Origin of the sequence: Mycobacterium sp. IEC1808 (assembly GCF_002101935.1) — a bacterium.
In the GTDB taxonomy this organism is placed as follows: domain Bacteria; phylum Actinomycetota; class Actinomycetes; order Mycobacteriales; family Mycobacteriaceae; genus Mycobacterium.
Map to the genome: position 1 here is coordinate 251,608 of NZ_LQPV01000006.1, position 20,020 is coordinate 271,627.

Annotated in this window: 23 protein-coding genes; 17 read left to right on the top strand and 6 right to left on the bottom strand. The window is 66.3% G+C overall.

The window, feature by feature from the left end; genetic code table 11:
- Positions 1 to 36: 36 nt before the first annotated feature.
- A complete protein-coding gene (locus AWB92_RS04720; protein WP_085184267.1) occupies positions 37 to 618 on the bottom strand; it encodes a TetR/AcrR family transcriptional regulator in 582 nt (193 codons plus the stop codon).
- A gap of 105 nt (positions 619 to 723) precedes the next feature.
- On the opposite strand from AWB92_RS04720, the gene AWB92_RS04725 reads away from it, so the two are divergent.
- The 5 genes from AWB92_RS04725 (at position 724) to AWB92_RS30990 (ending at position 5,116) form a co-directional block, all read left to right on the top strand.
- Positions 724 to 1,509 (top strand): hypothetical protein, encoded by a 786-nt coding sequence (locus AWB92_RS04725; protein ID WP_085184268.1) that lies wholly within the window; start codon positions 724 to 726, stop codon positions 1,507 to 1,509.
- Positions 1,506 to 2,312, top strand: a complete 807-nt coding sequence (locus tag AWB92_RS04730) for a hypothetical protein (RefSeq protein WP_085184269.1) — start codon at positions 1,506 to 1,508, stop codon at positions 2,310 to 2,312. Before AWB92_RS04725 ends, AWB92_RS04730 begins: the two co-directional genes overlap by 4 nt.
- Entirely contained in the window at positions 2,309 to 2,881 is a 573-nt protein-coding gene (locus tag AWB92_RS04735; protein ID WP_085184270.1) for a cytochrome c oxidase subunit 3 family protein, read from the top strand. The genes AWB92_RS04730 and AWB92_RS04735 overlap by 4 nt, the downstream gene beginning before the upstream one ends.
- Positions 2,881 to 3,168, top strand: coding sequence for a cytochrome C oxidase subunit IV family protein (locus AWB92_RS04740; protein ID WP_142281943.1), 288 nt, complete (start codon positions 2,881 to 2,883; stop codon positions 3,166 to 3,168). Before AWB92_RS04735 ends, AWB92_RS04740 begins: the two co-directional genes overlap by 1 nt.
- A 166-nt stretch (positions 3,169 to 3,334) precedes the next feature.
- Entirely contained in the window at positions 3,335 to 5,116 is a 1,782-nt protein-coding gene (locus tag AWB92_RS30990; protein ID WP_085184272.1) for a PE domain-containing protein, read from the top strand.
- Positions 5,117 to 5,207: 91 nt separating this feature from the next.
- Here the strand turns inward: AWB92_RS30990 and AWB92_RS04750 are convergent, their stop codons facing one another.
- Entirely contained in the window at positions 5,208 to 6,485 is a 1,278-nt protein-coding gene (locus AWB92_RS04750) for a cytochrome P450 (RefSeq protein WP_085184273.1), read from the bottom strand.
- Positions 6,486 to 6,675: 190 nt separating this feature from the next.
- Here AWB92_RS04750 and AWB92_RS04755 point away from each other — a divergent pair, with 190 nt between their 5' ends.
- Positions 6,676 to 7,389 (top strand): TetR/AcrR family transcriptional regulator, encoded by a 714-nt coding sequence (locus AWB92_RS04755; protein ID WP_085184274.1) that lies wholly within the window; start codon positions 6,676 to 6,678, stop codon positions 7,387 to 7,389.
- On the opposite strand, the gene AWB92_RS04760 is transcribed toward AWB92_RS04755, so the two are convergent.
- Together AWB92_RS04760 and AWB92_RS04765 are read right to left on the bottom strand one after the other, a co-directional pair.
- Positions 7,305 to 7,691 (bottom strand): hypothetical protein, encoded by a 387-nt coding sequence (locus AWB92_RS04760; protein ID WP_173817353.1) that lies wholly within the window; start codon positions 7,689 to 7,691, stop codon positions 7,305 to 7,307. The two genes, AWB92_RS04755 and AWB92_RS04760, sit on opposite strands and share 85 nt — an antisense overlap.
- Before the next feature lie 38 nt (positions 7,692 to 7,729).
- Positions 7,730 to 8,476, bottom strand: a complete 747-nt coding sequence (locus tag AWB92_RS04765; protein ID WP_085184276.1) for an enoyl-CoA hydratase/isomerase family protein — start codon at positions 8,474 to 8,476, stop codon at positions 7,730 to 7,732.
- A 116-nt stretch (positions 8,477 to 8,592) separates the two neighbouring features.
- Between AWB92_RS04765 and AWB92_RS04770 the strand changes: the two genes are divergently transcribed.
- From AWB92_RS04770 to AWB92_RS04800, 7 genes are all read left to right on the top strand, one after another.
- Positions 8,593 to 9,015 (top strand): lipoprotein LpqH, encoded by a 423-nt coding sequence (locus tag AWB92_RS04770; RefSeq protein ID WP_085184277.1) that lies wholly within the window; start codon positions 8,593 to 8,595, stop codon positions 9,013 to 9,015.
- 89 nt (positions 9,016 to 9,104) lie between these two features.
- Entirely contained in the window at positions 9,105 to 10,295 is a 1,191-nt protein-coding gene (locus tag AWB92_RS04775) for an amidohydrolase family protein (protein WP_085184278.1), read from the top strand.
- 42 nt (positions 10,296 to 10,337) lie between these two features.
- Entirely contained in the window at positions 10,338 to 11,798 is a 1,461-nt protein-coding gene (locus AWB92_RS04780; protein ID WP_085184279.1) for a FadD3 family acyl-CoA ligase, read from the top strand.
- Between the two features lie 353 nt (positions 11,799 to 12,151).
- Complete coding sequence (locus AWB92_RS04785; RefSeq protein WP_241523361.1) at positions 12,152 to 13,060, top strand: hypothetical protein; 909 nt, start codon at positions 12,152 to 12,154, stop codon at positions 13,058 to 13,060.
- Positions 13,061 to 13,161: 101 nt separating this feature from the next.
- Positions 13,162 to 13,710, top strand: a complete 549-nt coding sequence (locus AWB92_RS04790; RefSeq protein ID WP_085184364.1) for a twin-arginine translocation pathway signal — start codon at positions 13,162 to 13,164, stop codon at positions 13,708 to 13,710.
- Between the two features lie 10 nt (positions 13,711 to 13,720).
- On the top strand, positions 13,721 to 14,347 hold the full coding sequence (locus AWB92_RS04795; protein WP_085184281.1) for a fatty-acid--CoA ligase: 627 nt from the start codon (positions 13,721 to 13,723) through the stop codon (positions 14,345 to 14,347).
- A 9-nt stretch (positions 14,348 to 14,356) separates the two neighbouring features.
- Entirely contained in the window at positions 14,357 to 14,542 is a 186-nt protein-coding gene (locus tag AWB92_RS04800; RefSeq protein ID WP_068186955.1) for a (2Fe-2S)-binding protein, read from the top strand.
- On the opposite strand, the gene AWB92_RS04805 is transcribed toward AWB92_RS04800, so the two are convergent.
- Entirely contained in the window at positions 14,539 to 16,224 is a 1,686-nt protein-coding gene (locus AWB92_RS04805) for an alpha-keto acid decarboxylase family protein (protein WP_085184282.1), read from the bottom strand. The two genes, AWB92_RS04800 and AWB92_RS04805, sit on opposite strands and share 4 nt — an antisense overlap.
- 65 nt (positions 16,225 to 16,289) lie before the next feature.
- Here AWB92_RS04805 and AWB92_RS04810 point away from each other — a divergent pair, with 65 nt between their 5' ends.
- Genes AWB92_RS04810 through AWB92_RS04825 form a run of 4 tightly spaced genes read left to right on the top strand, consistent with a single transcriptional unit; the run spans position 16,290 to position 18,788 of the window.
- Positions 16,290 to 16,733 carry an SRPBCC family protein gene (locus AWB92_RS04810; RefSeq protein WP_068186951.1) on the top strand — a complete coding sequence of 148 codons (444 nt, stop codon included), beginning with the start codon at positions 16,290 to 16,292 and terminating at the stop codon, positions 16,731 to 16,733.
- A 5-nt stretch (positions 16,734 to 16,738) separates the two neighbouring features.
- Complete coding sequence (locus AWB92_RS04815; protein ID WP_085184283.1) at positions 16,739 to 17,818, top strand: CaiB/BaiF CoA-transferase family protein; 1,080 nt, start codon at positions 16,739 to 16,741, stop codon at positions 17,816 to 17,818.
- Between the two features lie 58 nt (positions 17,819 to 17,876).
- Positions 17,877 to 18,332 (top strand): SRPBCC family protein, encoded by a 456-nt coding sequence (locus tag AWB92_RS04820; protein ID WP_068113331.1) that lies wholly within the window; start codon positions 17,877 to 17,879, stop codon positions 18,330 to 18,332.
- 3 nt (positions 18,333 to 18,335) lie between these two features.
- The gene (locus AWB92_RS04825; RefSeq protein WP_085184284.1) at positions 18,336 to 18,788 is read left to right on the top strand and encodes an SRPBCC family protein; all 453 of its coding nucleotides are present in this window, start codon (positions 18,336 to 18,338) and stop codon (positions 18,786 to 18,788) included.
- Here AWB92_RS04825 and AWB92_RS04830 read toward each other — a convergent pair.
- On the bottom strand, positions 18,757 to 19,929 hold the full coding sequence (locus tag AWB92_RS04830) for a pyridoxal phosphate-dependent aminotransferase (protein ID WP_085184285.1): 1,173 nt from the start codon (positions 19,927 to 19,929) through the stop codon (positions 18,757 to 18,759). The genes AWB92_RS04825 and AWB92_RS04830 overlap by 32 nt on opposite strands.
- Positions 19,930 to 20,020 lie beyond the last annotated feature (91 nt).

The following is a 20,020-nucleotide window of genomic DNA, read 5'->3' on the forward strand; positions in this document are numbered from 1 at the left end:
CGAACCGGACCAAAAAATTCGGTGGAAGTGCCGCGATCAGTCGCCCGCGTCGATCAGCCGGCGAGTGATGCGCCCCAGCTGCGTGCGCAGGGTGTCGTCGTCGATGTCGGCCACCAGAGGCGACACGACCCCGACCGCGATCGCGCCCGACAGCACGGCCGCCGACACCCGCGCGTCCTCGGCCGGGTCGTCCAGCAGCACGCTGTAGAGCCGCTGGATGAATTGCTGGAAGGGTTCGTGTTCGCCCAGCAGTCGCACGACGACGGGGTCGAATTGCAGGGTGCTTGCGGCGCCGCGACGTTCGACGGCGACGTCGATCACCCGGTCGAGCAGTAGCTCCCGTGCGGTGGACCGGTGATCGTGTGCCTCGGCCGCCTCCAAGGCCTCCTCGAGGCCGCCGAGTTCCCGCTCGGTCAACGCGATGACAATCTGTTCCTTCGTCTTGAACTGGTGGTAGACGGCGGCTTTCGTGACCCCGATGGCGTCGGCGATCATCTGCAGCGAGGTTCCGCCGACCCCGTGCTCGGCGATCAACTGCAGCGCTGCATCGAGGATTCGGGTCTGCGCGGCGCTGCGCGTGATGAAGCGGAATCGACTCCGGGTCGGCGGGGAAACCACACCGGAAGCGTAGCCGATCGGCTATTGACCCGAGGATAGCCGATCGGCTAGTTTCGCTGACTAACGGGGTATTGATGCATGCCGTCACAGCGAAGGAGCCAGGCGATGTCCGACGTCGGCGACAACGACGCAGCGGGCCGCCACTCGTCGCGAACGGCGTTGCGGCGCACCGACGGCGAGCTGATCCTGCTGTGGACGTTGCCGGTTACGGTGATCATCTGGATCGCGTGCTTTTTCCTGTTTCCGGGGTTCAATCCGCCGATGTCACCCAGCATGTCGGCCGAGCAGGTGGCCGCGTTCTATCGCGATCCCGCGCACCTGCCGCAGATCCGCTACAGCATGATCGTGTTCAACTGGTTCGGGGTCTGCCTCGTCCCGGTCCTGACTTTGATCGTGCTGCAGATCCGCAGAATGGCGCATCGGACGCCGATCTTCTCCTACGCGATGTTGGGTTGCGTGGCCGGCGGGCCAACGCTGTTTCTCGTCGCCAACGTCTGCTGGCTGCTGGCCGCCTTCCGTCCCGAGAGAAGCCCGGAGCTGACCCAGCTGCTCAACGACTTCGGCTGGATCACGTTCACCATCGTGGTCCCTTTCCTGATCGGGCAAAGCGTAATCCTGGCCGTGGCAATCTATTTCGATGACCAGCCGCAGCCGATATTCAGCCGCTGGGTGGCTCACTTCAACCTTCTGGTGGCGGCTGCCCTGGTGCCCGCCGCCTTCGTCGGTGTGTCGTTGACCGGACCGCTCGCGTGGGACGGCTTCCTGACGTTCTGGGTGAAAAACGTTGCCATCGCCGTGTGGATCATCGTGATGGGCGTGGTTCTCGGCCAAGCCATCTACCGGGAGCGCGCCGAGAACCGTCAGGGCGGCGACGAACTGGTCAGCGCATGAGTGCCCCAGCGGCACAGGCGGTTTCTGAAGCCACGCCACCCTCGGGGCCGCTGCACCACCGGATCGCCTGGCACTTGCGGCGCGGCCCCAAACGCGAGCTTTGGCTGGCGTGGGGAGCGCTTGTCGTCTTCTACAATGTCTTCTTCCCGATGTTCTTCATCGTCGCGCAGGTCCAGCCGCCGCCGCAGCCCACCTGGGATCTCGCTACCCAGGTGCACTGGTTCGGTGAACGCCACCTCGGGATACCCATTGGATTCGGCGTCATCTTCGCCATCAGCGGCCTGATCGCGACCAACAACGCCCTGATCGCCTATTCGATGCGACGAATGTCGGTGAGCCGTGCGTTCGCGTACTCGTATCTGCTCATCTACACGTTCAGTGCGGTTCCGGGGATGCTGCTGCTCAACATCGCGCTGATCGTCGGGACGCTGCGACCGCAGCGAAACCCCGAAGCGATCGGTTGGCTCTACGACTTCGCCTTCCTGTCCTTTGACGGAACCATGGGGGTCTTCCTGATCGGCTCGCTGATCTGGATGCTCGCGATTCTGCTCGATAAGAATCGGATTTTCCCAAAGTGGTTCGGCTATCTCAACCTGTGCAACGCGCTGACCGAGGTCGTCGTGGCGCCGTGCTGGATCTTTCGGCGCGGCGTGCTGGCGTGGAACGGCCAGATCGCCTGGTGGCTGGACATGGTGGTGTTCGGTATCTACCAAGTCACTTTCATCGTCATGCTGTTTCGGATGATCCAGCGCGAGGACTTCGGCGACGGCCCCTTGCCAGACCGCGCGAAGGCGTCGCAATGACCGCGCCGACAGACAAGCGCGTCAGGTTCGTGCCCGGCCAGCCCGACATGTGGGCGTTCGTTTTGTTCGAGACCTTGGTTTTTACAGGCTATTTCGGCTTCTACCTGTTCTACCGCGCCCGAAGCCCCGAGCTCTTTCTGCACTCCCAGGCGCAGCTGGACCTGCGTATCGGGGTGTTCAACACGCTGGTCCTGCTGCTGAGCTCATGGTCGGTGGCGCGGTGCGTCCAGTCGTCCCGCGCCGGGGCCTACCGGGCGGCGTTGCGGGACGCCTTCATCACTGCCGCATTTGCCGCAGTGTTCCTGTCTCTCAAGGTATTCGAGTGGGCCCGGTTGGTCCGCATGGGAAATGGGTTGGACAGCAACGACTTCTTCACCTACTACTTCTTCCTCACCGGAATCCACTTCGTGCACCTGCTGATCGGCTTCGTCGTGCTCGGCGTCATCGTCTACCAACTTCGGAGTACGGCGAGGCGATCCCAGGAAATCGTCGAAACGTGCGCCACGTACTGGCACACCGTCGACTTCCTGTGGGTGCTCATCTTCGCGTTGCTGTACGTGGTGAGGTGATCGACATCAAATTCAACATCAGGCTTTTGATCGTCTGGCTCGTGCTGGCGTCGTTGACGCTCGCCTACCTATGGATCGATCGATCGCTCGACGGAACGCTGAGGGCCAGCGCCGTGGTCACGTCGGCCGTCATCGTGATCGCACTCGTCAAGGTGCGCATCATTTTTCGGGAGTTCATGGAGGTTCGTCAGGCCCCAGCCCTCCTGTGCCGACTCACGGACGCCTGGGTAGTGCTCATGGCCGTCGCACTGCTCGGCTGCTATTTCATCGGCCGGACGCTCCCCTGAGAATTCGGACGCCATTGTCCATACGCTTGACGCGAACGCGCCTAGTGTCATGCAGATATACGCCTTGCATAACGGTTGGATAACGGTTGTCTGGCGGCGCCTTTGGCGTTTCCGCCACGCTCAATAGCATCGGCCAGATCTCGAGTACACCGACGATCGGGTGGCCATGACGTATCTCCTCGCCGCACCGGCGACGGTTGCCGCGGCGGCCACGGAGCTGGCGGGAATCGGTTCGACACTGACCGCGGCCCATGCGCTCGCCGCCGCCGGAACCACCGCGGTGCTTCCTGCCGCCGGCGATGAGGTGTCGGCCGCGATCGCGTCGCTGTTCTCCGGCTATGCCCGGGCCTATCAGTCGGTGAACGCCCGGGCGGCGGCCTTCAACCAGCGGTTCGTGCAGGCGTTGAACACCGCGGGGAATGCCTACGTCGCTGCGGAGGCTGCCAACGCCTCGCCCTTGCAGGCCCTGGAGGCGGACGTGCTGGGTCTGATCAACGCGCCCACCAACGCGATGCTGGGCCGCCCGCTGATCGGCAACGGGGCCGACGGGGCGCCGGGAACCGGGCAGCCCGGCGGCCCCGGCGGGCTGCTGGCCGGCAACGGCGGCAACGGCGGGTCCGGCGCCGCGGGAAAACCCGGCGGCCGAGGCGGTGACGCCGGCCTGTTCGGCAACGGCGGCCGGGGCGGCGCAGGCGGCCCGGGCACGGCCGGTGCCGCCGGCTCGCCAGGTGTGAACGGCGGCAACGGGGGAACGGGCGGCGCGGGCGGCCACGGAGGCCTGCTTGCCGGCGATGGCGGTGCCGGCGGTAACGGCGGCGACGGCGGTGACGGTGCCGTCGGCGGGGTGGGCGGCGCGGGCGGCGCGGGCGGCGCGGGCGGTCAAGGTTCGGCGATGTCCGGCCATCCGGGCACCAACGGCGGCAAGGGCCACGACGGGACCAGCCGCGGCAGCGGCACCGGCGGTCCCGGCACCGGCGGCACTGGGTCGGGCATCTACTCGCCCTACGTCGACATCACGCTCTGGCCCGGCCCCAACGGATACGACTTTGCGACGGCCGCCTACAACGGAGTCAAAAACGCCACGCTTGCCTTCATCAACGCCGACCCGAACGGCAACCCCTCCTGGGGTGGCTACTCGGCGTACGACGTAACGGGCGGCACCCAAAGCGCTTTCATCGATAACCAAATCGCCAACATGAAAGCGGCCGGCATCAACGGGACCATCTCGTTCGGCGGCGCGTTCGGCACCGATCTCTCAGCCGTCAACGGCCAGACCCCGACCGCGCTGGCGCAGCAGTACGCGTCGATTGTGAACACCTACAAGATCTACAACTTCGACTTCGACGTCGAAGGTGCGTTACAGGGCAACACTCAAGCGATGAACACCCAATCGAAGGCCATCGCCATCCTGCAGCAGCAGGAGGCGGCCAATGGCACGCCCGTGACCGTCTCGTACACGCTTCCAGTGCTGCCGACGGGCCTGGTCGAGGGGCAGGGCGGCGGGCTGAACGTCCTGCAGATTGCGGCGACCAATGGCGTGAACGTCTCCCGCGTGAACATCATGGCCATGGACTACGGCAACGGTTTCGACCAGACCGGCAACCCCGGCATGGGCGCGTACGCGATCGATGCCGCGACGGCCACCCATTCCCAGTTGATGACGCTCTACCCCTCGCTGACCAGCCAGCAGACCTGGCACATGCTCGGGGTAACGCCGTTGATCGGAATCAACGACGACCCCAGCGAAATCTTCGGCCTCGCCGACGCGCAACAGCTGACCACCTTTGCCGAGCAGCACGACATCGGCGAGCTGTCGATGTGGGAACTGCCCCGCGACCTCACGGGCACGTTGGGCGCGGTGGACGCCGTCGACGGCAGCGGAATTGCGCAAACCCCGTTCGAGTTCTCCGGGATCTTCGAGCAGATCGAAACCGCGTCGCAACCCTGACGTCCCGGTTGGCGAGCAGTCGCAAAAGCCCCCAATTATGTTGCGATATGGGGGCTTTTGCGACTGCTCGGCGGTGGGGCCGGGACCGCCCTTACCCGTTCGGGGTGAAGGTGAGGTGCAGTTCGCTGAGCCCGCGCAGGATATACGTCGGCTCATAGGTGTAGCGGCGATCGTCGGCGGGGCCGTGCCTGGTCTCGTTGATCTTGATGTCGCTCATCCGGTCCAGGATGCGCTCGATGGAGACTCGGCCCTCCACCCGGGCGAGCGGCCCGCCCGGACACGAGTGCACGCCGCGCGCGAACGCCATGTGCTCGCGGACATTCTTGCGGCGCAGATCGAACTCGTGTGGATTGTCGAACCGGCGCGGGTCGCGGTTGGCCGCGCCCGGCAACACCATGACGACGGTGCCGGCGGGGATGTCGACGCCGCCGACCGTGGTGGCCCTGCGGGCCAGCCGCGAGTCGCTCTTGACAGGGCTGTCCATCCGCAGCGATTCCTCGATGAACCCGGGGATCAGGCTGCGGTCGTCGCGCAGCTGCTGCTGGATGTCGGGCCGCTCGCCGATCACCTGCAGCGCGGCGCTGAGCAGCTTGGCCGTGGTTTCCTGCCCGGCGGCGAAAAGGAATGTGGCGGAACGCACTACCTCGATGACCTCGGGTGTTGACCCGTCGGGGTACTTCGCCGTCGCCAGGGAAGTCAGGACGTCGTTGCGCGGCTCGCGTCGCCGGTCCTCGATGTAGGCGCAGAACTTGTCGTCGAGCCACTCGAGCGGATTGATGCCGACCGACTCGTGGTCAAGGGCGCCCACCCGCGCATCGGGACGGTCGGCGCCCAACACGACGCGGAACTCCTTATGGTCCTCCTCGGGAACGCCGAGCAGGTCGGCAATCACCAACGTGGCGAACGGCTTTGAGTACTCGCTGATGAACTCGCACTCGCCGTTGGTCAGAAACTCGTCGAGCTGACGGTCGGCGAGGCGCCACATGAACTCCTCGTTCTGCTTCAGTCGGCTCGGCGTCAGCAGCTTGCTCAGCACCGAGCGCGCCCGGGTGTGTTCCGGTGGATCCATCGTCACCATGTGCTCGAACATCGGGAAGTAACTGCGGTGCTCGTCGATCTGGGGGCTGATGTCGTCACCCTCGGGCTGGAACGGCAGCGGCGGGAACGGCCCGCCGAGCGCGACGATGTTCGAGAATGTGTCGGGATCCTTGTAGACCTCGCAGGCCTCCTCGTAGCCGGTGACGGCGACGACCCCGTGGTGCGGCAGCCGCAGCACCGGGTTTTGGCTGCGCAGGTAGTCGAAGTAGGGGTGCGGATCGGGCACCAGAGATTGATCGGTGAAGAAGTCGATCGTGTCGAAGGTGGTCATAGGACTGCGTCTCCCTGGGCTGGTCTACCGGTGAGGTTCGGCGGCAAGCGGCACCGCCGCCCAATTCCGAAAGCCAAAAATGTGCTGAGCACCTGCTTAGCATGGCGGTATTGTCAGGGTCAAGGTCGCAACGCGGGGCCGCGATACGATCCGTGGGGTCGGCACCAACGCAGAAATACGGAGCAGGGATATGACTTCGGCCCGCAGGATCGGGGCGCCGGACGCGAAGAATCGCGCCCTGCTGCTCGACGCGGCCGAGCGGCTGATGATCGAAGAAGGCTACGCCGCGGTGACGTCGCGCCGTCTGGCGAGCAAAGCGGGCCTGAAACCACAGCTGGTGCACTACTACTTCCGGACCATGGACGAGCTGTTCCTCGAGGTCTTCCGCCGCCGCGCCGAGGAGGGTCTTCAGGTGCAAGCTCGCGCCCTGGACTGCCCTCAGCCGTTGTGGGCGCTGTGGCGATTCGGCACCGATCCCGCTTTCACCCGCATCTCAATGGAATTCATGGCGCTGGCCAATCACCGCAAGGAGATGCGAGCCGAAATCGCCTACTACGCCGAGCGTTTCCGCGAGGAACAGCGCCAGGCGGTGGCCGCTGCGCTGCAGCGCTACGGCGCGGATGGCAAGTGGGACGGTGGGGACGTGCCGCCGGTCGTGTGGACGGTCCTGATGACCAGCCTGTCGCGGTTTTTGGTGCTCGAGCAGGCGGTCGGCATTTCCGGCGGTCACGCCGAAACGCTAGAGCTGGTCGAAAGTTATCTACGTCGCCTGGAAGGCGAGCCGCGGCCCATTGAGGGCGTGCCGCAAAGCTGGATGGTTCACCAGGTCCGCAGCGAACAGAGCGCGCCCTTGGGGCCGATGTTGGAGACCACGACCTTCCCGTCCACCGACAGGTCGCACTGAATGCCGCCCTGTGCCAGCGGTTCACGACCGGTGGTGGCGGTGACCATCGCCCACTGATCGGGGTTCAACAGGTTCACCGGCTGAACCCACGGCTTACCCGGGGCGACGTCGGCGTGCACCTGCGGGGTGAATGAGTAGTTGTTGTGGCTGTAGTCGGAGAAGAGCGTGGGATCCTGATCCTGGTAGAAGATGTCGACGTAGGCCGGGCTCTTGGCCGAGACGATGTACACGACCTGATGCCAGACCGGGTCGGCATGTGCGTGTCCAGGGCTGACCAACGGACCCGTCAGCCCCAGCAACATCGCCGAGCCGACGCCCAACAGTTTCTTCGCGGTGCTGATCATGTCGCTCCTTCGGCTGCCGGGCGCGGACTGGCGGTGCGGTTCATCACCCGCTCTGCGGCCTGCCAGTGGGCGTCGGCAACCCACAGCCGTGCAAAGGATGCTATCGCTTCGTCCGCGGAAACGCCGCTGATTACCCGCTTTATCTCGGCCGCCGGGTGGCGGGCCAGCGACGTGGCAATCGATCGCCAGCCCTCGTCGAAGGAGGCGCGCGGAATCACCAAGTCCACCAAGCCGATCCGCTCCGCTTCGGCGGCGTCGAGGGCGGTTCCGGTGCCCGCCAACAGCAACGCCTTGCTCTTGCCGACGATCGCGGCCAGCCGTTCGGCGCCGCCCCAGGCCGGCATGATCTCCAACGCCACTTGATTGAAGGCGATCTTGATGTCGTCGGCGGCCACCCGGATGTCGGCCGCCACCGCGACTTCGGCGCCGCCCCCGAAGGCGTGGCCGTTCAGGACGGCGACGACGGGGGCGGGGAAGGCGGCGAGCTGATCGCAGATGGACCGCATCCGTTTCGCCATCGCCGCGGCGTCTTCTTGGGTCCGCAGGGCGCTCAGCTCCTTGAGGTCGCCGCCCGAGACGAACGCCCGGTCGCCGGCGCCCTTGATGACCAGGGTTCGTGCGCCGGCCGCGGCATCGATCGCCTTCTCCAGCTGCCCCATGGTGTCGGGCGCGATGGCGTTGCGCGCGTGGGGGCGATCGATGGTGAGCACCGCAAGCCCATCATCGAACTCCAAGTCCACCATGGTTTATCGCTCCAATAAAAGCACAGCCGAAAAGCCGATATTGGCATTCTCTTTCGGGGAGAATAACATCATCGCAGCAGGTCCAGAAGCTCGTCGCCCAGGATCGAGGTGGCCCAGTGGGTAACCGAATGGTGGTCGTCGCCGCCGCCGCGCTCGCCGTCGCCGGCCTCGGCGCCTGCAGCCCCAAGCCGCAAACCCAGCTCTCCAGCACCGCGTCGGTGACCGTCAACGGAAACGACGCGAAGATCAACGTCGTCAAGTGCAACCAGTTGGAGTGGTACCGCACGATCGACATCGGCGGCGACTTCGCCGGGGCCAAGGTCGTCATCGATCAACGAGCGGAGCCGCTCACCGCCCAATCCGTGCGCATCCAAAATCTGGGTGGCTTCACCGGCATGTATTCGAAGGACGACGGCGGCAACGCGGACATGAGCTTGAGTGGCGAGAAATTCACGATTACGGGCACGGCCAACGGCTTCAAGACCGACAAGCCGAACGAACCGGCTTCCGCCTCGTTCAAGATCATCGCCAACTGCTGACCGCGCAGGAAAGAGTGCCCCGAGAGGGGCACGTTGCGAACGGGCGCCTCGAGAGAATAGTATTCTCGCAAATTGCGAAGGAGGATCTCATGGGCCAGTTGTCACACCGGGAGGACGTCCCGTTTCCGATCTTTGACGCGGATAACCATCTCTACGAGCCGCCGGAGGCGCTGACCAAGTTCTTGCCCAAGGCCTACAAGGACTACGTCCAGTACGTGCAGATCAACGGGCGCACCAAGATCGCCATCCGCGGCCACATCAGCAACTACATTCCCAACCCGACCTTCGAGGTCGTCGCCCGGCCGGGCGCCTGGGAGGAGTACTTCAAGTACGGCAACCCGGACGGCAAGAGCAAGCGCGAGCTGTTCGGCGAGCCGATGCGCGCGATCCCGGCGTTCTTCGAGCCCGGCCCGCGCCTGGAGAAGATGAACGAGCTGGGGTTGGACCGCACCCTGATGTTCCCGACCCTGGCCAGCCTGCTCGAGGAGCGGCTGCGCGACGACCCGGTCGCCATCCACGTTCTGATCCACGCGCTGAACGAGTGGCTCGACGAGGTCTGGGGCTTCAACTACCAGAACCGGATCTTCACCACCCCGGTCATCACCCTGCCAATCGTCGAGAAGGCGATCGAGGAACTGGAATGGGCCGTCAAGCGCGGGGCCCGCTGCATCCTGATCCGCCCGGCCCCGGTCCCCGGCTTTCGTGGCCCGCGGTCGTTCGCGCTGCCCGAGTTCGACCCGTTCTGGGAGCGAGTCGTCGCGCACGACGTGCTGGTCGGAATGCACTCCAGTGACAGCGGCTACTCCCGCTACACCTCCGAGTGGGACGGCGCCGAACAGGAGATGTTGCCGTTCCAGACCAACGCGATGGGCATCCTCAACGAGTGGCGGCCGATCCAGGACGCGGTCGGCTCGTGGGTGATCCACGGCGCGCTGTACCGCCACCCGAAGCTGAAGGTCGCGATCGTCGAGGCCGGTTCGAAGTGGATGACCCCGCTGCTGGACGGCCTGGCCGAGGTCTTCCGCAAGGCCCCGGAGGCGTTCCCCAGCGATCCGGTCGAGATGGTGAAGAACCGGATCCACGTGAGCCCGTTCTTCGAGGACGGCATCGACGATCTGATCAACCTCGTCGGAGTGGATCAGGTGCTGTATGGCTCGGACTGGCCGCACCCGGAGGGGCTGGCGGAGCCGACGTACTACGTCAACGCGTTGTCGCACCTGTCGGTCGACGACCAGGCCAAGATCATGGGCGGCAACCTCGGTCGGCTCGTCACGGTGTGACGCCTAGTCGCCGGCCGGCGACGATGCAGAGCGCGAAGCGCGATGAAGAGGAGCCGGCCAATCGAACCTGAGTGGCAGACCATCCCCGAGATGGTCTTGAGCGCGGCGGACCGCTTCGGCGACGCGGAGGCGGTCGTCGACGGTCCGCTGCGCTTGACGTTCAACGAGGTCGTCGACCGGATCCGTTGCGCCGCAGGCGCGTTCGCGAACCTCGGTGTCAACAAGGGTGACCGCGTCGCGATCTGGGCACCCAACTCGGCGGAGTGGATCATCGCGGCGTTCGGGCTGCTGACGGCGGGCGGCGTGCTGGTGCCGGTCAACACCCGGTTCAAGACCGAAGAAGCCGGCGACATCATCGCCCGCAGCCGAGTCAAGGCCGTCCTGGTGCAGAAGGGATTTCTCGGCCAGGACTACACCGCACCGGCGGGGACGCCCGTCATCGACCTGAAATCCGACTTTTTATCCAGCGGTGCCCCGTTCGAGCGGGCGGTCAGCGGCAACGACATCTCGGACATCATTTTCACCTCGGGCACGACCGGCCGCCCGAAGGGCGCGATGATGAATCATCGCCAGACGCTGCGGATGTACGAGGAATGGGCCACGCTCGCCGATCTGCGCCGAGGCGACCGCTACTTGCAGATCAACCCCTACTTCCACACCTTCGGACTGAAGGCAGGACTGGTCACCTCCTTCCTGCGCGGCGCGACGATGCTGCCGGTCGCCTTGTTCGGCGTCGACACGGTGGTGGATTTGATTGCGCGCGAAGGCATCACGATGCTGCCCGGGCCGCCGACGCTGTACCACTCGCTGCTCACGATTCAAGACAAGTCCAAGCTGTCGACGCTGCGGGCCGGTGTGACCGGTGCGGCGGACATCCCCGTCGAGCTGGTCCGTCGCATTCACGACGAATTGCCGTTCCAGACGCTGATGACCGGTTACGGACTCACGGAGGCCGGCAACGTCACGCTGTCGCTGCCCGGCGATTCCTTCGAGGACGTGGCGACGACCGCCGGCGTGCCCTGCGAGGGAGTCGAGGTACGCATCGCCGACGACGGCGAGGTGCTGGTTCGCGGCTACGGCGTCATGCAGGGCTACCTCGACGATCCCGTCGCCACCGCGGAGGCGATCGACGCCGACGGCTGGCTGCACACCGGAGACCTGGGCAACTTCACCGATTTGGGCCGCCTCCGGATCGTCGGGCGCAAGAAGGACATGTTCATCGTCGGCGGATTCAATGCATATCCCGCCGAGATCGAAGGCTTCCTGCTGAACCACCCGGCCGTCGCGCAGGCGGCGGTGATCGGCGTTTCCGACGAGCGGCTCGGCCAGGTGGGCAAGGCGTTCGTGGTCCGCAAAGACGGCGAATCCACCGTCAGCGCCGACGAATTGATCGACTGGTGCCGCGAACGCATGGCGGGCTTCAAGGTGCCGCGTTCGGTGCAGTTTCTGGAGGCACTGCCGCTCAATGCCACCGGCAAGGTGGTCAAAGACTTGCTGCGCTAGCGGCGGGCCGCCTCATCGTATGCTCGATTAGAGAACCCCATTTCCACAGCTTGTTAGGCGTTTGTACAGTGGCGCCGCTGTGGTGCGGGCGGGGCTCTCAGGCGAAGGTGATAACGTGGCTCTCCTGGTCGTCGCGACATTCGCGGCGGAAGAATATCGGCGCAGATGCTCGCCGCTAATGCGCATCCCGAGTATGGTGGCCCAACGGCGACGACGCCCTGCTGGGACGCCGTGGCCAGCGCGGGCAAGCGGTAGAGGAGTTTGGCATTGAGTCACGAGCAGCCTCGTTCTCGGGCTGGTGAACGGTGAGTGGCGGCGCCCGCCAGAATGCCGCTGACACGAAATCGGTTCCGGTGAACGAGGACAAGACCCCAAGCACTGCCGCCGAAATCCGGGCGCTGGCCGAACAGGCCGAGGCGGAAGCTCAAGAAGCGGAAGCCCTTGCCGCCGCCGCGCGCGCCCGGGCTCGTGCCATCCAGTTGCGCCGCGAGGCCGAACTCGCGGAGGCCAAGCTCTCCGAAACCAAGCAAGCAGCCACCGAAGAAGCCGTCGCAGCAGAAGAGGCGCCGGACGCGCCAGAATCCGTCCAGCCCGAGGTGTCCGACGTGGCGCCCGAGGTGAAAGCGGACCAGACCGAGGCCGCCGAAGACGCCGAAGCTGCGGACACCGAAGCTGCCGACACCGAAGAGCCGGTCGCCGAAGCCGACGCCGACGAGGCCGAGGCGCCGGTGCCGGCCGGCCGCCGGCTCCGCCTGGCCCGACGGCTTCGCCGCCCCAAGTGGTCCACCCTCGCCGCTTCCGTGACGATCATCGTGATCCTCGTCGCGCTGGCAGGCAGTGGCTACATGATCAAGGAGCACCGCGACGCGGTCCGGCAGCGACAGCGCGCCGCCGAGTTCGTCGCCGCCGCGCGCCAGGGCGTCGTGACGTTGACGTCGCTGGACTTCAACAACGCCAAGCAAGGCGTGCAGCGCATCCTGGAGAACTCCACCGGCACCTTCAAGGACGACTTCCTGAAGATGGCCGACGATTTCACCAAGGTGGTGGAGCAGTCGAAGGTGGTGTCACAGGGCAGCGTTCAGGCCGCGGCCGTGGAGCTGGACTCGATGACGAAGGATTCGGCGGTGGTGCTGGTGGCCTCGACCTCCGAGGTCACCAATGCGGCCGGCGCCAAACAGGATCCGCGTAACTACCGGCTCATCGTGACGGTCACTCGCGACGGTGGCCAGCTCAAGATATCGAAAGTCGAGTTTGTGCCGTGACCGCAGACGAAAAGTCGGTCCAAGACACCGCGGAAGTCGAGGAGACTACGGAGGCCGAAGAGGCGACCGAGGCGGCAGAACAGGCGCAGCCCGCCGAGGACATCGACGATCACGGTAAAGCGCCCAACCGCTGGAAGCGCCTTGCCGCCCAGGCGAAGAAACGGTCGGCCGGCAAGGTGGTCCCGGCGGTGCTGGCCTTGCTCGTGGCCGCGTCGCTGGCACTGCTGGGCTGGCAGTACTGGTTCTCCTACCGGCCGGACCGCGCGACCGACGCGTCGGCCGCGAAGTCGGCGATCTCGGCCGCCAGCGACGGAACGGTGGCGGTGCTGTCGTATTCGCCCGATACCCTCGACCGCGATTTCTCTTCCGCGAAGTCACACCTGACCGGCGACTTTTTGTCCTACTACGACCAATTCACCCAGCAGATCGTCGCCCCCGCGGCCAAGCAGAAGTCGGTGAAGACCAGCGCCGTGGTGCTGCGCGCCGCGGTGTCAGACCTGCACCCGGATTCGGCCACCGTGCTGTTGTTCGTCAACCAGAGCACGCAGAGCAAGGACAGGCCGGAGCCGACTTTCACCAACAGCAGCGTGACGGTCACGCTGACGAAAGCCAATGGGAAGTGGCTCATCTCGTCGTTCAACCCGGTTTAGGACAACCACGTTGAGCACCGGTGACATTCACTCGATGGTGATCGCATCGGACTATCGCGTCCCGGACCCGACCCGGGTTTGGCCGCTGCTCGAGCGCAACAAGGCGGCGCTCGCCGACATCGGCGCCCACCACGTGCTGGTGTACACGTCCACCCACGAGCACGGGCGCGTCCTGGTGATGATCGGGGTGCACAGTCGTGAGCCCATCGTGGAGCTGCTGCGCTCGCGGGTCTTCTTCGACTGGTTCGACGCCGCCGGCGTCGAGGACATACCCGCGGTCTTTGCCGGCGAGATCATCGACAGATTTGTTCCGCAACCGTCGCCCAAACCGGCCGCGCCCGGCGTGGTGGTGTGCGCGATCGCGTCCGTCGAAGACGTCGCGACCCTGACCGCGGGATTCCGCTCGGCCATGGACGGGCTCGCCGGGGCCGGCGTCCGAAAGACGTCGGTATTCCAGGCTTTTGACGACGACCACGAGGTGCTGATCCTGTCGGAGTTTCCCGACGAGGTCGCCGCCCAGCGGTGGATCGACCATCCCGACGCCGCGGCGCAATGGATGTCGGGCGTGGGCGTCGGCGCCCACCCGCCGGTGTTCGTCGGCCGTCTTTACGACACGATGCGCATCGAGGATGACTGAGCGCGGCTGATGTTCGTCTGCCTGTGCAACGGCGTCACCAGCCATACGGTCGCCGAATGCGTCGCCGCCGGGGCGTCCACGACCAAGGAGGTCGCCCAGGCGTGTGGGGCCGGCGCCGATTGCGGGCGCTGCCGGCGCACCGTGCAAGCGATGCTGCGCTCGTCGACCCCGGACCGGACGGGGCGCTCGCGCTAAGCTTTTGAGCGGCGCGCGTTGCCCTCCGGCGACATGGATCCGACGAGTTGGCCTAGCAGACGCGGGATCTCCAGCCGCGGCAGGACCACCTCGACGAAGACCATGCGTTCCTGATGCTGCGCCGCCGCGGTGAACGCGTCGTCGAGTTCGCCGTAGGTCTGGGCGCGGAACGCCAGGTGGTTGGAAACGCCGAGCGCGCGCGGGACGTCGGTCCAGCTCCAGCTCACGATGTCGTTGTACGGGGCCGTCTTTCCATGAATGGCCCGTTCGACGGTGTAGCCGTCGTTGTTGACGACCACGATGACCGGGGAAAGTCCCTCGCGGGAGAAGATGCCGAGTTCCTGCACGGTCAGCTGCGCCGCACCGTCGCCGATCAGCAGCACCGTCCTGCGGTCCGGATGCGCCACCGCGGCCCCGACCGCCGCGGGCAGCGTGTAACCGATTGAACCCCAAAGCGGTTGGCCGATGAAGGTGACGCCGTGCGGCAACCGATGATCCGCCATTCCGTAAAACGAGGTGCCCTGGTCGGCCAGCACCACGTTGCCCGGCGTGAGCGCAACACACAGCCGGTCCCAAACCATTTGTTGGGTGAGTGGTTGATCGCGCGGCGGGGGCGGTGGCAGGGGCTCGGCCGGCGGGGCCTGCACGGGGGGTGACGTAATCCCGCGCCGGACCAGGATGTCGGCCAGCGCCTCCAGCGCGGCGCCCATCTCCAAGGGCGCGAAAACCTCACCGGCCACACTGCTTTGGTACTGCCCGACGTCGATGGTCCGCGCCGGGTCGATCCGCTGGCTGAAGAAGCCGCTGACCATGTCGGTGAATACCACCCCGGCCGTCACCAGCACCGGCGCGTCCTCGATCGCCGCGCGCACCCCTTCCGCGCTGGCCGAACCGGCGTAGATGCCAAGGAAATTCGGGGAGCTCTCGTCGAGCAGGCTCTTTCCCCACATCAACGTGGCGTGCGGCACCACGTCCGCCGCCAGCAACGCCTCGAGCTCCTTGACGGCTTGCAGCCGGTGTACCAGCAGGTCGGCGAGGACGGTCAGCTGATGATCGCCGATGAGTCGGGTCGCGGCGTCGATGAAGAGCGCCAGGGCGCGGGGGCTGGTGCCACCGGTGTAGCGCGGCAGCGGCGCGTCGGGCGGTTCGGTGGGGAAGCGGGCCACGTCGGTGGACAGCAGCAGGTACCCGGGCCGTTTTTGCTCGCGTACCTCCGAGAGCACCCGATCGATCTCTCGGCACGCGGTGGCCGGCATGAGATTCGCTTGGGCGCAGGTGATTTCGCGGCTGATCCGAAAGAAGTGCTCGAAGTCGCCGTCGCCGAGGGAATGGTGCAGCGCGCGCCGTGCGCCCTGGGCGTCTTTGGACGGACCGCCGACGATGTGTACGACGGGCACGTGCTCGGCGTAGCTGCCGGCGATCGCGTTGGTGGCCGAGAGCTCACCCACCCCGAATGTCGTTACCACGGCCGACATTCCACGCAGCCGTCCGTATCCGTCGGCCGCATAACCGGCGTTGAGCTCGTTGGCGCTGCCCACCCACCGAATGGTCGGATGGGCGACGATGTGGTCCAGGAATTCCAGGTTGTAGTCGCCGGGAACGCCGAAGATCTCGGAGACACCGAGTTCGGCGAGGCGGTCCAGTAGGTAGTCACCGACGGTGTAGACGAGGGGATCAGTCACAAGCACGACGGTACGCCCGGTCCAAACCGTTCCAGCCGACACGCCGCTTCGCCTATTGTGCGGGCATGGCTATCAAAGAATCCCGCGACATCGTCATCGAAGCCAGCCCCGAGGAGATTCTGGACGTCATCGCCGACTTCGAAGCGATGCCGGAATGGTCGGACCCGCACCAGAGCGCGGAGATCCTCGAGACCGGGGACGACGGGCGGCCCAGCAAGGTGAAGATGAAGGTCAGGACCGCGGGCATCACCGACGAGCAGGTGGTGGCCTACACCTGGAGCGGCAACGACGTGAGCTGGACGCTGGTCAGTTCCGGCCAGCAGAAGTCGCAGGACGGCAAGTACACGTTGGTTCCCCAGGGAGAGGCGACTTTGGTCAAGATGGAGATCCGCGTCGACCCGAACGTGCCGCTGCCCGGCTTCGTGCTCAAACGGGCCGTCAAGGGCACGATCGATTCCGCGACCAAGGCCCTGCGCGAGCGGGTGCTCGCGGTCAAGAAGGGCAACTAGTCGCGGTGACGAGCGAGGGCCCCCTGGCCGGGGTGCGGGTGATCGAACTAGGCGGCATCGGGCCGGGGCCGCACGCCGGGATGATGCTCGCCGACCTCGGCGCCGACGTGGTGCGGGTGCGCCGGCCCGGCGGGCTGACGATGCCGCCGGAGGACCGCGACCTGCTGCACCGCGGGAAGCGGATCGTCGACCTCGACGTCAAGTCGCAGCCGCAGGCGCTGCTGGAGCTCGCCGCCAAGGCCGACGTGCTACTCGACTGCTTCCGGCCCGGCACCTGCGAGCGACTCGGCATCGGACCCGAGGACTGCGCGGCGGTCAATCCGCGGCTGATCTTCGCGCGGATCACCGGCTGGGGGCAGCACGGTCCGGTGGCTCACACGGCGGGCCACGACATCAACTACCTCTCACAGACCGGTGCGCTCTCGGCGCTCGGGTATCGGGACCGGCCGCCGACGCCGCCGCTGAACCTGGTTGCCGACTTCGGCGGCGGCTCGATGCTGGTGCTGCTGGGCATCGCGGTCGCGCTGTACGAGCGGGAACGGTCGGGCCGGGGCCAGGTCGTCGACGCCGCGATGGTCGACGGGGTCAGCCTGCTCGCCCAGATGATGTGGACCATGAAGTCGACCGGTTCGCTGCGCGACGAGCGCGAATCGTTCCTGCTCGACGGCGGCGCCCCGTTCTACCGGTGCTACGAGACCTCCGACGGTAAATACGTCGCCGTCGGCGCCATCGAGCCGCAATTCTTCGCGGCGCTGCTCGACGGGCTCGGCCTGTCGCCCGACGAGGTGCCTGCCCAGCTCGACATCGGTTCGTATCAACGGATGTACGACGTCTTCGCGAAGCGCTTCGCCAGCCGGACCCGCGACGAATGGACGGAGATCTTTGCCGGCACCGACGCGTGTGTCACCCCGGTTTTGACCTGGAATGAGGCGGCCGCCGACGAGCATCTGAACGCCAGGTCGACGTTGATCACCGCGCACGGCGCGAAACAGGCCGCTCCCGCACCGCGCTTCTCCCGGACCCCGGCCGGACCGGTCGGGCCGCCGCCGGCGGCAACCACTCCGCTCGACGAAATCGGCTGGTAAGTAGAGATTTACGCGAACCCCACCCGCGTATGGGGCGCTGGGGTTACTTTGTTCTGTAGTGGCCGTAAAAGCATCACGGGAATTCGTCGTTGACGCGCCGCCGGAAGTGGTCATGGAGGCGCTGACAGACGTCGGCGTCCTTTCCTCCTGGTCGCCGCTGCACAAAGACATCGAAGTGATCGACCGTTATCCCGACGGGCTCCCACACCACGTCAAGACCAAGATCAAGATTCTGGGTCTGGTCGACAAAGAGATCCTGGAATACCACTGGGGTCCCGACTGGGTCGTCTATGACGCGAAGGGCACCGCGCAGCAGCACGGCCAGCACATCGAGTACAACCTCAAGCCCGAGGGCCTCGACAAGACGCGGGTGCGTTTCGACATCACCGTCGAGCCGGCGGGCCCCATTCCGGCGTTCGTCGTCAAGCGGGCCACCGAACGGGTCCTCGACGCCTCGGTGAAGGGGCTGAGCGAGCTGGTGGCGGGCGGTCGCGGATCGGGCGGTGCGACTTAGCCAGTGGCCGTACAAGCATCGTCGGAAATCGTCATCGACGCGCCCCCGGAAGTCATCATGGACGCGCTCGCCGACATGGAGAACGTGCCGTCGTGGTCCGCCGTGCACAAGAGGGCCGAGGTCATCGACACCTATCCCGACGGGCGACCGTGCCACGTGAAGGTGACGATCAGGGTGATGGGCATTTTCGACACGCAGTTCCTGGAGTACCACTGGGGCCCGGACTGGATGGTGTGGGACGCCAAAAAGACGATCCACCAACATGGCCAGCACGGCGAGTACAACCTGACCCGCGAGGGCGACGACAAGACCCGGGTGCGATTCGGCATCACCGTGGAACCGTCGGCGCCGCTGCCCGAGTTCGTGATCAGCCGGGCCCGCAAGAAGATCCTGCATGCCGCGCTGGAGGGACTTCGGAAGCGGGTTATGGGCCCCGCAGCGCCGCCAGGCGCCTGATTGCCTCGTCGAGCGTGGCCTCGCGTTTGCAGAACGTGAAGCGCACCAGGTGATTCCACACGTCGGCATGGGGTGCCGCCGGATCGCAGAATGCCGACATCGGGATGGCGGCCACGCCGACCTTCTCCGGTAGCGCCGCGCAGAAGGCGGTGCTGTCGTCGTAGCCGAGCGGGCGCGGGTCGGCGCACAGGAAGTAGGTGCCGTCGCTGTCGTGCACCGCGAAGCCGATCCGGCTCAGCCCGGCGGCCAGCCGGTCCCGCCTGCCCTGCAAGGAGCGGCGAAGCTCGGCGACCCAGGCGTCCTCGGTGTCCAGCGCGAGAGCCACCGCGGGCTGGAACGGCGCGCCGCCGACGTAGCTCAGATACTGTTTGGCCGCGCGCACCCCGGCGATGAGTTGCGCTGGGCCGCAGGCCCACCCGATCTTCCAACCGGTGCAGTTGAACATCTTGGCCGCGCTGGAGATGGTGATAGTGCGCTCGGCCATGCCGTCCAAGCCGGCCAGCGGGAGGTGGCGGTTGGCGTCAAACACCAGGTGCTCGTACACCTCGTCGGTGATCACCAAAAGGTCGGCGGCCACCGCGATCTCGGCGATGGCGGTGAGATCCGTCGCGCTCAGCACCGTGCCGGTGGGGTTGTGCGGCGAGTTGACGATCAGCGCGCGGGTCCGTGGCGTCACCGCGCGCCGCAGGGCATCGGCGTCCAAAGCGAAGCCACGGCCGTCGGGCACCAGCGGCACGGTCACCCGGTGCGCGCCGGCCATCGCGACCACGGGCGAATAGGAATCGTAGAAGGGTTCGATGAGGAGCACCTCCGAGTCCGGCTCGACCAGCCCGATCACCGATGCGGCGATGGCCTCGGTGGCCCCGACCGTCACCAATATCTCGGTGTCGGGGTCGTAGTCGATCCCGAAGTGCCGCCGCCGATGCGCGGCGACGGCCTGGCGCAGCGGCGCGATGCCGATGCCGGGCGGGTACTGGTTGACGCCGGCGGCGATGGCGTCCTGGGCGGCCTTTAGCAATGCGGGTGGCCCGTCCTCGTCGGGGAAGCCCTGGCCGAGGTTCACCGCACCGATCCGCGCGGCCAGCGCCGACATCTCGGCGAACACCGTCGTCGCGTAGGGCCGAAGTCGCGACACCGTCATGGGGGAGGAGCTTAAGGCCGCGCTTTAGCGGGCTTGTCACAGGCGCCACATTGGCCCCTGGCCGGAGCGCCACCGCTTGTGCCCGCCTCAG

Coding starts and splice junctions, on each gene's coding strand:
- AWB92_RS04830 (WP_085184285.1), bottom strand. CDS start 19,929: ATGACGGTGTCGCGACTTCGGCCCTACGCGACGACGGTGTTCGCCGAG.
- AWB92_RS04730 (WP_085184269.1), top strand. CDS start 1,506: ATGAGTGCCCCAGCGGCACAGGCGGTTTCTGAAGCCACGCCACCCTCG.
- AWB92_RS04760 (WP_173817353.1), bottom strand. CDS start 7,691: ATGTTGCTGGGGCTGACGGGTCCGTTGGTCAGCCCTGGACACGCACAT.
- AWB92_RS04725 (WP_085184268.1), top strand. CDS start 724: ATGTCCGACGTCGGCGACAACGACGCAGCGGGCCGCCACTCGTCGCGA.
- AWB92_RS04810 (WP_068186951.1), top strand. CDS start 16,290: ATGGCTATCAAAGAATCCCGCGACATCGTCATCGAAGCCAGCCCCGAG.
- AWB92_RS04755 (WP_085184274.1), top strand. CDS start 6,676: ATGACTTCGGCCCGCAGGATCGGGGCGCCGGACGCGAAGAATCGCGCC.
- AWB92_RS04800 (WP_068186955.1), top strand. CDS start 14,357: ATGTTCGTCTGCCTGTGCAACGGCGTCACCAGCCATACGGTCGCCGAA.
- AWB92_RS04750 (WP_085184273.1), bottom strand. CDS start 6,485: ATGACCACCTTCGACACGATCGACTTCTTCACCGATCAATCTCTGGTG.
- AWB92_RS04765 (WP_085184276.1), bottom strand. CDS start 8,476: ATGGTGGACTTGGAGTTCGATGATGGGCTTGCGGTGCTCACCATCGAT.
- AWB92_RS04735 (WP_085184270.1), top strand. CDS start 2,309: ATGACCGCGCCGACAGACAAGCGCGTCAGGTTCGTGCCCGGCCAGCCC.
- AWB92_RS04775 (WP_085184278.1), top strand. CDS start 9,105: ATGGGCCAGTTGTCACACCGGGAGGACGTCCCGTTTCCGATCTTTGAC.
- AWB92_RS30990 (WP_085184272.1), top strand. CDS start 3,335: ATGACGTATCTCCTCGCCGCACCGGCGACGGTTGCCGCGGCGGCCACG.
- AWB92_RS04780 (WP_085184279.1), top strand. CDS start 10,338: ATGAAGAGGAGCCGGCCAATCGAACCTGAGTGGCAGACCATCCCCGAG.